Origin of the sequence: Streptomyces antioxidans, assembly GCF_000968685.2 — a bacterium.
Lineage (GTDB): Bacteria > Actinomycetota > Actinomycetes > Streptomycetales > Streptomycetaceae > Streptomyces > Streptomyces antioxidans.
In genome coordinates this window covers 1-10,856 of record NZ_LAKD02000003.1, presented here as the reverse complement: position 1 = coordinate 10,856, position 10,856 = coordinate 1, and the positions used below count along the sequence as shown (strand labels likewise).

Here is a 10,856-nt window from a genome sequence, read left to right as displayed (position 1 = left end):
GGCGGCGCGCGGGATCCGCGCCACGAGGGCGCGCGCATTCGCTTGTGCGGATGACCCCGGCCGGGGCGGCGCCGTTGACGCGACCGCCCGGTCCGCCGCCGCTGACGCGGCCCGCCGGTCCGCCGCCCGCGCCCGGGGGCTCCGCGTCCCCCGAGTGGCGCGCTGAGCGCGCGTCCGCGCCCCCGGTCCGGAACGCTGACCATCCAGCCCGGTCCGCCCGCCCGGAGCCTGCTCAGCCACCTCGGGCTCAGCCACCCGGAGCTCAGCCACTTCGAGCTCAACCGCCTCGAGCTCATCGACCTCGAGAGAACCGTCGAGAGAACCGGAGTACCCATGACGCCGCGCCGCACCTCCCTGCCGCTGCGCACCGCCGCGATACCCGCCGCCATGGCGCTCACCACCGCGCTGGCCTTCCTGCCCACCACCGCCACCGCGCTCGGACGGGACGGCCACGCCGCCGCGGCCACCACGGCCGACGGTCCGTCCCTGAGCTATGTCGTCAACACCCGCCCGGGGCAGGACCCGTCCCGCATCCGCAAGGCCATCGCCCAGGCCGGCGGCACGGTCGTGGTGTCCTACGACCGGATCGGCGTCATCGTCGTCCACTCCGCCAACCCGGACTTCGCCAAGACCGTCCGTAAGGTGCGCGGCGTCACCTCCGCCGGGAACACCCGGACCGCCCCGCTGCCCGCCCAGTCCACCGACGACATCGACACGCCGAAGCTGCTGAGCGAGAAGCAGCGGCAGGCGGTGGCGGCGAAGGCGAAGGCCGGACAGGACCCGCTGGAGCCACTGCAGTGGGATCTGCCGGCGATCAAGGCGGACAAGGCGCATGAGAAGAGCCTGGGCAGCCGTAAGGTCACCGTCGGGGTCATCGACACCGGTGTGGACGACACCCACCCGGATCTGGCGCCGAACTTCGACCGTAAGGCGTCCGTCAACTGTGTGACGGGCAAGCCGGACACCGCCGACGGCGCGTGGCGGCCGAGCGCCGAGGAGTCCCCGCACGGCACCCATGTGGCGGGCGAGATCGCCGCCGCCAAGAACGGCGTCGGTGTGACCGGCGTGGCCCCGGGCGTCAAGGTCTCCGGGATCAAGGTGTCCACGACGGACGGGTTCTTCTACACCGAGGCGGTCGTCTGCGGCTTCGTCTGGGCCGCCGAGCACGGTGTGGACGTCACCAACAACAGCTATTACACCGACCCGTGGTACTTCAACTGCACCACGGACCCGGACCAGAAGGCCCTGGTGGAGGCGGTGCGCCGGGCCTCGTCGTACGCCGAGGGCCGGGGCGTGGTCAATGTGGCCGCGGCCGGCAACGAGAACTACGACCTGACCTCGGACACCATCACCGACCCCTCCAGCCCCAACGACACCACCCCCGGTGACCGGGAGGTGGACCCGAGCGTCTGCCTGGACATCCCGACCCAGCTGCCGGGCGTCGTCACGGTCGCCTCCACCGGCGCCAAGGGGCTCAAGTCCTCGTTCTCCAACTACGGCCTGGGGATCATCGACATCGCGGCCCCCGGCGGCGACAGCACCACCTACCAGAAGCCCGAGCCCCCGGCCACCAGCGGCCTGATCTACAACACGCTCCCTGGCGGGCAGTACGGCTACATGGCGGGCACGTCCATGGCCTCGCCGCATGTGGCCGGTGTCGCGGCGCTCATCAAGAGCACCCATCCGCACGCCTCCCCCTGGCAGGTGAAGGCGCTGCTCAAGGCCGAGGCCGATGACCTGGCCTGCCCGACGCCGTACGACATCGACGGCGACGGCACGGTCGACGCGGTGTGCGAGGGCGGCAAGCGGTACAACGGCTTCTACGGCGCCGGGCTCGCGGACGCCCTGGACGCCGTCGAGAAGTGACCGGCTGACACAATGCACGGGCCGCCGGGGCGGGCAGTCCGCCCGGCGGCCCGTATGTGTTCCCCCAGGAAGCCGCGAGTTCCCCATGAAGCCGCCAGAGGACCCCGTTCCCGTGCATCACGACGACTCCTGGGGGCCGCTGCCCCCTCGGTCGACCTTCTCGCTCCTGACCCGGTTCGTGCTGACCGTACTGCTGCTGCCGCTGTGGTGGGCGCTGATCGTGGTGCTCTTCCTCTGCTTCATCCCCGTCGTCATCGTGGCCGAGATCTTTACGGTGATCCCCGGGTTCGAGAAGGGGTTCGCCGGCCTGGTCGACAAGTTCGGGGGCGGCGTGAAGGCGTGGCCCGCCTGGTGTGTGACGCTCCCGGAGCTGCGGCACGAGGGCGACGCGGCGTTCTACCGGGCGCGGGTCGACAAGCGCATCGACTCCTGGACCGCGAAGGAACTGGCCGCCCAGAAGGCGGAGAAGGCCCCGCCGCCGGGCCCGCACGACATCCCCGTGCGTGCGTACCGCGGGGTGGGCGCTGGCCATGTGGTCGAGGCGGCGCGGGCCCGGGGCTGGGAGCTGAGCCATGACCGCCCCTCGGACCCGCTGCGCGTGGTCAGGCTCAGGCGGCTGCCGGTCACGGACTGAGGAGGGTCACGGGGGCGGGGCGCGACGGCCTTACGGGCGTCACGGCCTTACGGGCGCCGCCGCATGCGTCACGGCCTTATGGGGGTCACGGGGTGACGAGCGCCCGTTCCGGCGCGGGACGCGGGGAGCCCGTCCGTGTCGCCCCGGCCGCAAGCAGCCACTGCGCGGCTATATAGGTGGCCATGATCCAGAACTGGGGCACCGGCGGCCGTGGCCAGTCCGCGAGCCCCGCCGCGATCAGGGTGTCGGAGAGCATGAACAGCGCCCCGCCGATTCCGGTCCACGGGCCCGCCCCGAGCGCGGCCAGCGCCATGACCGTCAGCAGCAGGCTGTAGCCCGCGACCGGAAGCCGCAGCTGCGATGCGAGGCCGGACCACAGCAGCGCCACCGTGCCCAGCCACGCGACCCCGTACCCGGCGGCCACCCAGGGCCGCGTACGGCGCCGCCCGGCGCGGGCGAACAGCGCCACATAGCAGAGGTGCCCGGCCGCGAAGCAGCCCATTCCGGCCAGGAACGCGGTCTCGCCGCCGATCTGCAGCAGCACATCGCCCCCACAGCCGCACAGCAGCGCGGCCGGAAGCGGCCACGGCCCGCCGCGCGCCAGGGCCCATACGGCGAGCACGGGCATCAGGGCGGGCTTGGTGAGGTGGACGACGGTGGTGGCGTCCATGAGCAGCGCGCCCAGGTGAACGGCGGCCAACAGCGCGAAGAGAGCCTGGAGGACCGCCGCCGCGCGCGCGGTGGCGGCCGTCACCGCGCGCTCTCGCCGACCGGCTCCGCCCGCCCGGCCCCCGGTCCGGGCTCCGGACCGGTTGTGGGGGCACCGGCCACGGGGGAACCGGCCTCCGGAGAAGCGGCGGTCCCCGGGAGTCCAGCCTCCGGGAGCGTCGCGGGCTGCCAGCCCGGGCCCCGGAAGACCCGGCCCGCCCGCTCGCGCCAATCCCGCGCCGCCGCGACGTCGCGGGCGATGGCCGCGTACTCGTGCGTGGCCACGCGCAGCGGGTTGTAGGTGTCGATGTTCTTCGTCAGGCCGTAGACGGGCCGCTCGGTCTCGGGGACGAAGGACCCGAAGAGCCGGTCCCAGACGATGAGGATGCCCCCGAAGTTGCGGTCCAGGTAGCCGCCTTGGGAGGCGTGGTGAACGCGGTGGTGGGAGGGGGTGTTGAAGACGAACTCGACGGGGCGCGGCAGGGTGCCGATCCGCTCGGTGTGGATCCAGAACTGGTAGACGAGGTTCACCGACGAGCAGAACGCCACCGCCGCCGGATGCACCCCGAGCGCGATCATCGGCACGTAGAACGGCCAGACGGTCCAGGTGGTCCACGGCTGCCGCAGGGCCGTGGTGAGGTTGAACTTGCGGCTGGAGTGGTGCACCACGTGGCACGCCCACAGGACGCGGATGACATGGTGCCCGCGGTGCGACCAGTAGTAGAAGAAGTCCTGGGCGAGCAGCATCAGCGGCAGCGTCCACCACACCACCGGGACCCGCAGCGGGGTGAGTTCGTAGATGGCGGCGTAGATCGCCACGATCGGGATCTTCCACAGCAGATCGAAGACCAGGCTGCCGAGCCCCATGGTGACGCTGGTCGCGGCGTCCTTCGCCGCGTAGCCCTCGGTGTCCTCGTCGGGGTGGAAGCGGTAGCTCACCATCTCCACGACGGCGAGCAGGACAAAGGCCGGTATCGACCACATCACGGCATTGGGCAGGTGCGGCATGTCCGCAACATAGAACCGCCCGTAAGGCCGCCGCTAGGGGTAGTTACCAACAAGTATGGTAGATGCGGCGTCAACAATTAGATCTGGCGTCAACAACAGGTCTCGCCTCGGACGGCATGGCCGATTAAGCTCCCCGCCTGTGCGCAGAGCCAGAGAACGGTTCCGGATCGGCGGCATGGCCCTCGTCTGCCTGCTGTCGGCGCTCACCACGGGGTGCTCCTCCGGGTCGGGCGGCGATTATTCCCCCTCAGCCCTGCTGGACGCGGTGGGGCACATCTCGGCCGCGGAGGCGAAGGGGGCCCAGGTCTCCTATCTCGACGCCGCCCGGGTGCGTTCCCTGGAAAACGACGAGAAGGGCGAGAAGGGGGACTCCCGGGGCGGGAAGGGCGACTCCCAGCGGTTCCGCACCGTCGGTCGGGCGGGCAGTCCGCTGTTGACGGGCTACCGCTTCAACGCCCGCGCCTATGGCCTCGATCCGGCCATGATCGACGTCGATGTGACCAATGGATACGCCGGGCACTGGCAGGGTTCCTTCGACGCGGACCGCATCACCGCCAAGCTCAAGGCGGGTGAATTCGCCCGGCGCACCTGGCGCGGCGAGACGGTCTGGACGAAGGACGGGATCACCCTCCAGGTCTCCAAGGACAAGATCTCCTTCGGCTACGCCGGTAAGGACCTGTCGTCGGTGCGCCCGGCCAAGGGCAAGTCCCTGGCGGACGACCCGGATTACCGGGCGCTGGGCGACTGTCTGGGCGATGTCTACCGCGTCGACTTCGGCGTGGAGAAGAAGCCCGGGGACCCGGTGCGCCTCTCGGCCACCGGACAGCTGGCGAAGTCCGCGCAGCAGACATCCGGGGTCATCTGTGCCCTCACCGATGGCAAACGGACCGCCGAACGGGCCGCCGACCGCCTGAAGTCCGTCATCCGCCAGCGGGCCCCGCGCTACGACGGCGCCAAGGTGACGGTTCTCACCGGGGATTCGCCCGGGGTGAAGGTGACGGTGCCCGACCGCCCGGGCGACAAGCGCGCCGGGCGGCTCCTCGTCAGCGACATCGATCTGCAGCTGGCCCTGGCCAAGCTCTGACCCGCCCCCCGAGCTCCGCATCGCCATGTCGGCCCGACGCCCCGTCAACCCCCGGGCGGCGGACGCCCCGACCGGCCCGCCGGTCAGGGTTGTCGGTGACGGCCCGTATCCTCATGGACCATGCTCGAAGACCCCACGGCAGCCGCCCCGCACCTCGCCCCGCCGTCCGCCTGGCCGGCCAGCTATCCGCAGGGGTACGCGGTCGTCGACGTGGAGACCACGGGCCTCGCCCGCGATGACCGGATCGTCTCCGCGGCGGTCTACCAGCTCGACGCCCGGGGCGCGGTGCAGGACCACTGGTACACGCTGGTCAATCCGCAGCGCGATCCGGGCCCGGTGTGGATCCACGGCCTGACCGAGAAGATGCTCGCGGGCGCCCCGCGCTTCCCCGAGATCGCCGCGGAGCTCTCCGAGCGGCTGGCCGACCGCGTCCTGGTGGCGCACAACGCCGCCTTCGACTGGTCGATGCTCGCCCGGGAGTACGCCCGCACCCGCGGCGCCGCGCCCGTTCGGCAGCGGCTGTGCACCATCGCCCTCTCCAAGGAGCTGGGCCTGCCGCTGCCCAACCACAAGCTGGAGACCCTCGCCGCGCACTACGGGGTCGTCCAGCGCCGCGCCCACCACGCCCTGGACGACGCGCGGGTGCTCGCCGAGACCTTCCGGCCCAGCCTCCACCGGGCCGCCGAGACCGGGCTGCGGCTGCCGCTGCTGGCCTGCCAGCCGCTGACCGAGTGGTCCGAAGGACCGGCCATCGGCCGCCAGCGGTCGTACCGCCAGACCTGGCGCCCCAGCCGCAAGCGCCCCGCCTGCCCGTACCCCAACCCCGGGCGCTACGAGCCGGGCGGGCAGCTGGTCCAGGGCATGCGGGTGGCGTTCTCCGGGGACACCTCCGTGGACCGCGAGCTGCTGGAGGACCGGGCCGTCGAGGCCGGGCTGCACGTGGCCACCAGCGTCTCCCGGCTCACCAGCGTGCTGGTCACCAACGACCCCGAGTCGCCCACCTCCAAGACCACCAAGGCCCGCTCCTTCGGCACGCCCGTCATCGACGAGGCGGCCTTTATGCAGCTCCTCCAGGACGTCACCCCAGCGCCGCCGACAAACAGGTGAAGTCGGCGCGACGCGCCCGTCCGCCGCTCGCCCGCCACCGCGCGGGCCCGCACGCTGAGGCGCATGGCACGTTGTGAGGTCTGCGGAAACGACTACCGGATGACATTCGAAGTACACGCACAGGGCAAGGTGCACGTCTTCGACTGCTTCCAGTGCGCCATCCACCGCATGGCGCCCATTTGCGAGCACTGCCGGGCCCAGATCATCGGGCAGGGCGTAGAGGCCGACGGCCAGTTCTACTGCTGTGCGCACTGTGCGCGGGCGGAAGGGAAGGTGGGCATCGTCGACCATGTGTGAACCGGGCCACCTGCGTGGATTGTCCTGGGACGCCCCCAGCGGCCGAGGGACAATCCACGCCGAGTAGGGTCAACGATGTGTACCGCTTCCTGTTGACCCGGCAGTGGGTGATCCTCACACTCGTGGCCCTGGCCCTGATCCCGACGATGATCAGGCTGGGTTTCTGGCAGCTGCACCGCCATGAGCACCGGGTCGCGCAGAACCAGCTGATCGGGGACAACCTCGACGCCCCGGCCGCGGCCGTCGAGAAGTACACCGCCCCCGGCCGTACGGTCCCCCGCGACGACACCTGGCGCACGGTGACCGCCACCGGCACCTATGACACCGCCCATGAGGTCGTCGTCCGCCAGCGCACCGGCTCCGACGAGCAGTCCATCGGCTACTTCGTGCTCACCCCCCTGCTGCTGCCGGACGACCGCGCGGTGCTGGTCAACCGGGGCTGGATCCCGGCGGGTACGGACCTCACCAAGTTCCCCGAGGTCCCCGCCGCCCCCTCCGGCAAGGTCACCGTCACCGGCCGGCTGAAGGCCGACGAGACCACCGGCAACAGCGGCATCAAGGACAAGCGGGGGCTGCCGCCCCGCCAGGTCTCGCTGATCAACAGCGAGCAGCGGGCGAAGGCGCTGTCCCGGCCCGTCCTCGGCGGCTATATCGAGCTCACCTCGTCCACCCCCAAGGGCGGCAAGCAGCCCCAGCCGGTCGCCGCGCCCAACCACAGCGACATCGGCCCGCACATGGCGTACGCCGTCCAGTGGTGGCTGTTCTCCGCCGGTGTGCCCATCGGCTGGTTCATACTGGCCCGCCGGGAGCGCCGGGACCGCGCCGCCGAGGCCGCGAAGGCGGCGGCCACGCCGGAGAAGGTGCCCGCGGCGGCGTCCGTGGACTAGGTCCTCGTCCAGGTGTGTCGTGACGCCTGCGGCGGGAGCGGGTGGTGACGCCCGCGGCGGGCTGCTCCCCGCCCCGCCCCTTCCCGAAACTGGGGCTCCGCCCCAGGCCCCGTGCCAGGCGCCGGGGTACGGGCGCCCGCCCGGTCATCCGCCTCGACGACGCGCCCGTGCGGGCGTTCGCGACGGCGCGGGTCCGCCTCTGGACGCCGGGGTCCGGAGGCGAAGCCCCTGCCACCCGGCAAGCACCCCGCAGGCCATCATCCAGCGGATCTTGGCCCGGGCCGAGGCCGAGGTCCGGGCACCAGCACCAGCACCAGCACCAGCACCAGCACCAGCACCAGCACCAGGATCCCCGGATCTCGGTCGGAGGGCCCGGGCGCTGGGCCTAGGGTGCGCTTCCCCGGGAAGACGCCCGGACATGGCCCAGCGCATCGACGACTACGCCCTCATCGGTGACCACCAGACGGCGGCACTGATCAGCCGCCATGGCTCGATCGACTGGCTGTGCCTGCCCCGCTTCGACTCCCCCGCCTGCTTCGCCGCGCTCCTCGGAGACCGCGACAACGGCCACTGGCGGCTCGCACCCAAGGGCGCGGGCGCCTGCACCCGCCGCCGCTACCTCGACGACTCGCTCGTCCTGGAGTCGGTCTGGGAGACCGGGACCGGCACGGTCAAGGTCATCGACTTCATGCCGCAGCGCGACCGCGCCCCCGACCTGGTGCGCATCGTCGAAGGCGTCTCCGGGAGCGTCGAGATGCTCGGCGTCCTGCGGCTCCGCTTCGACTACGGGCGGGTCGTCCCCTGGGTGCGCCGCACCGACGGCCACCGGATCGCGATCGCCGGGCCGGACTCCGTATGGCTGCGCTCGGAGCCCGAGGTCCGCACCTACGGCGAGGACTTCAGCACCCGCTCCGAGTTCACCGTCTCGGCCGGGGACCGGGTGGCCTTCGTGCTCACCTGGCACCCCTCCCACGAGCCCCGCCCCCGGCTCATCGACCCGTACCACTCCCTCCGTACCAGCCTGGAGGACTGGCGGGACTGGGCCGCCCGGTGCCGCTACGAGGGCCCGTACCGGGACGCCGTCATGCGCTCCCTGATCACCCTCAAGGCGCTCACCTACGCCCCGAGCGGCGGGATCGTCGCCGCCCCCACCACCTCGCTGCCCGAGCGGCTGGGCGGGGTACGCAACTGGGACTACCGCTACTGCTGGCTGCGCGACTCCACCCTCACGCTCAACGCCCTGCTGCGCGCCGGGTACCACGAGGAGGCCGTCGCCTGGCGCGACTGGCTGCTGCGGGCGATCGCGGGCGACCCGGCCGAGCTGCAGATCATGTACGGCCTGGCGGGCGAGCGCCGGGTCCATGAGCAGGAGCTGACCTGGCTGGAGGGGTACGAGCGCTCGACCCCGGTCCGGGTCGGCAACGACGCGGTCGACCAGCGCCAGCTCGACGTCTACGGCGAGGTGCTCGACACCCTCCACTTCGCCAGCGCCTCCGGGCTGCCCGCCGAACCGCACACCTGGAAGATCCAGACCGCGCTGATGGACTTCCTGGAGTCGGCCTGGCGCGACCCCGACGAGGGGCTGTGGGAGGTCCGCGGGCCCCGCCGTCACTTCGTCCACTCCAAGGTCATGGCCTGGGTGGCCGCGGACCGCGCGGTCCGCGCGATGGAGGCGGAACCGCGGCTGAGCGGGGACGCGAACCGCTGGCGCGCGATGCGTGACGCCGTACACCGCGAGGTCTGCGAGAAGGGTTACGACCCCGAGCGCTCCACCTTCACCCAGTCCTACGGCTCGGCCGAGCTGGACGCCGCGACCCTGCTCATACCGCGCGTGGGCTTTCTCCCCGCCACCGACCCCCGTGTCCTCGGCACCATCGACGCGGTGCGGCGCGAGCTCAGCGAGGACGGGCTGATCCGCCGCTATACCGCCGATGGCGGGGACGGCGGCGGGGACCGCGGTGGGGACGGCGGCGGGGACCGCGGCGGGGACCCCGGTGGGGACCGCGGTGGGGATGGCGGCCTGGACGGCGGTGTCGACGGCCTTCCCGGCTCCGAGGCCACCTTCCTCGCCTGCTCCTTCTGGCTCGCCGACGCCCTCGGGCTGGCCGGTCGCCACAAGGACGCCCGGGCCCTCTTCGAGCGCCTTCTCGAACTCCGCAACGACGTCGGGCTGCTCGCCGAGGAGTACGACCCGGCGACCGGCCGACAGCTCGGCAACTTCCCGCAGGCGTTCAGCCACATCGGGCTCGTGGGGACCGCCCTCACCCTCGCTGAGCGGCCCAGGGCAGACTGACCCCATGGATCTTGGACTCAAAGACCGGGTGTACGTCGTCACCGGGGCCACCCGCGGGCTGGGGCGCGCGGCCGCGCGTGAGCTGATCGCCGACGGTGCGAAGGCCGTCATCACCGGCCGCGACGCCGATACGGCTGCCGCCGTCGCCGCCGAGCTCGGGCCGAACGCGGTCGGGGTCGCCGCGGACAACGCCGACCCCGAGGCGGCGGCCCGCCTCATCGCCACCGCCCGGGAGCGCTTCGGCGGCTTCGACGGCGTCCTCATCAGCGTCGGCGGCCCGCCGGCCGGGCTGACGGCCGACATCACCGACGCCCAGTGGCAGGCCGCCTTCGACTCGGTCTTCCTCGGCGCCGTCCGCTTCGCCCGCACCGCCGCCGGGGAACTCCCCGCCGGGGGTGTGATCGGCTTCGTCCTCTCCGGCTCCGTCCGCGAGCCGATCCCCGGCCTCACCGTCTCCAACGGCCTGCGCCCCGGCCTGGCGGGCTTCGCCAAGTCCCTCTCCGTCGAGGTCGGGCCCCGCGGCATCCGCGTCGTCGGCCTCCTCCCGGCCCGCATCGATACGGACCGCGTCCGCGAGCTCGACTCCCTCTCCGGCGACGCGGAGGCCGCGCGGGAACGGAACGCGGCGGCGATTCCGCTGCGGCGGTACGGGACGCCCGAGGAATTCGGCAAGGCCGCGGCGTTCCTGCTCTCGCCTGCGGCGTCGTATCTGACCGGGCTGATGCTTCCGGTGGATGGCGGGGCCCTCCACAACATCTGAGGGCGCGTGGGGGCGGCTCTGCGGGGGCTTGTGCCACGGGGCGGGGCTAGATGCCACGGGCGGACCGTGGGGGGCGCCTCCGGCGGGATCCCCCACCCCGCCCCTCCCCGAAACTATGGGGCTCCGCCCCCTAGCCCCCCCACCGGGGCTCCGCCTCGGACCCCGCTCCTCAAACGCCGGAGAGGCTAAATAATCCCGGGCGATCCCCGCAC

At 72.4% G+C, this 10,856-nt stretch carries 10 protein-coding genes; 8 read left to right on the top strand and 2 right to left on the bottom strand.

Features of this window, described 5'->3' with window-relative positions; genetic code table 11:
- Positions 1-333: 333 nt before the first annotated feature.
- Both VT50_RS02395 and VT50_RS02390 read left to right on the top strand, forming a co-directional pair.
- Positions 334-1,866, top strand: coding sequence for a S8 family peptidase (locus VT50_RS02395; RefSeq protein WP_046088954.1), 1,533 nt, complete (start codon positions 334-336; stop codon positions 1,864-1,866).
- A 112-nt stretch (positions 1,867-1,978) separates the two neighbouring features.
- Positions 1,979-2,500, top strand: coding sequence for a hypothetical protein (locus tag VT50_RS02390; RefSeq protein WP_053048727.1), 522 nt, complete (start codon positions 1,979-1,981; stop codon positions 2,498-2,500).
- Positions 2,501-2,585: 85 nt separating this feature from the next.
- Here the strand turns inward: VT50_RS02390 and VT50_RS02385 are convergent, their stop codons facing one another.
- The gene (locus VT50_RS02385; protein WP_046088952.1) at positions 2,586-3,254 is read right to left on the bottom strand and encodes a lysoplasmalogenase; all 669 of its coding nucleotides are present in this window, start codon (positions 3,252-3,254) and stop codon (positions 2,586-2,588) included.
- Positions 3,251-4,216 (bottom strand): sterol desaturase family protein, encoded by a 966-nt coding sequence (locus tag VT50_RS02380; protein WP_046088951.1) that lies wholly within the window; start codon positions 4,214-4,216, stop codon positions 3,251-3,253. The genes VT50_RS02385 and VT50_RS02380 overlap by 4 nt, the downstream gene beginning before the upstream one ends.
- 139 nt (positions 4,217-4,355) lie before the next feature.
- Here VT50_RS02380 and VT50_RS02375 point away from each other — a divergent pair, with 139 nt between their 5' ends.
- From VT50_RS02375 to VT50_RS02350, 6 genes are all read left to right on the top strand, one after another.
- On the top strand, positions 4,356-5,300 hold the full coding sequence (locus VT50_RS02375; RefSeq protein ID WP_143645167.1) for a hypothetical protein: 945 nt from the start codon (positions 4,356-4,358) through the stop codon (positions 5,298-5,300).
- A gap of 120 nt (positions 5,301-5,420) precedes the next feature.
- Positions 5,421-6,407, top strand: a complete 987-nt coding sequence (locus VT50_RS02370) for a DEDDh family exonuclease (protein ID WP_046088950.1) — start codon at positions 5,421-5,423, stop codon at positions 6,405-6,407.
- Between the two features lie 63 nt (positions 6,408-6,470).
- Positions 6,471-6,704, top strand: a complete 234-nt coding sequence (locus VT50_RS02365) for a hypothetical protein (protein ID WP_046088949.1) — start codon at positions 6,471-6,473, stop codon at positions 6,702-6,704.
- Positions 6,705-6,781: 77 nt separating this feature from the next.
- Positions 6,782-7,591: an SURF1 family cytochrome oxidase biogenesis protein gene (locus VT50_RS02360; RefSeq protein WP_079343754.1), complete on the top strand. Its 810-nt coding sequence runs from the start codon at positions 6,782-6,784 to the stop codon at positions 7,589-7,591.
- Between the two features lie 418 nt (positions 7,592-8,009).
- Positions 8,010-9,884: a glycoside hydrolase family 15 protein gene (locus tag VT50_RS02355; RefSeq protein ID WP_079343753.1), complete on the top strand. Its 1,875-nt coding sequence runs from the start codon at positions 8,010-8,012 to the stop codon at positions 9,882-9,884.
- A gap of 4 nt (positions 9,885-9,888) precedes the next feature.
- On the top strand, positions 9,889-10,644 hold the full coding sequence (locus tag VT50_RS02350; protein WP_079343752.1) for an SDR family oxidoreductase: 756 nt from the start codon (positions 9,889-9,891) through the stop codon (positions 10,642-10,644).
- The last annotated feature ends 212 nt before the right edge of the window (positions 10,645-10,856 follow it).

Excerpts from the sequence above, each read along its gene's own strand:
- VT50_RS02395 (WP_046088954.1), top strand. The coding sequence starts at position 334 with ATGACGCCGCGCCGCACCTCCCTGCCGCTGCGCACCGCCGCGATACCC.
- VT50_RS02380 (WP_046088951.1), bottom strand. The coding sequence starts at position 4,216 with ATGCCGCACCTGCCCAATGCCGTGATGTGGTCGATACCGGCCTTTGTC.
- VT50_RS02370 (WP_046088950.1), top strand. The coding sequence starts at position 5,421 with ATGCTCGAAGACCCCACGGCAGCCGCCCCGCACCTCGCCCCGCCGTCC.
- VT50_RS02365 (WP_046088949.1), top strand. The coding sequence starts at position 6,471 with ATGGCACGTTGTGAGGTCTGCGGAAACGACTACCGGATGACATTCGAA.
- VT50_RS02355 (WP_079343753.1), top strand. The coding sequence starts at position 8,010 with ATGGCCCAGCGCATCGACGACTACGCCCTCATCGGTGACCACCAGACG.
- VT50_RS02350 (WP_079343752.1), top strand. The coding sequence starts at position 9,889 with ATGGATCTTGGACTCAAAGACCGGGTGTACGTCGTCACCGGGGCCACC.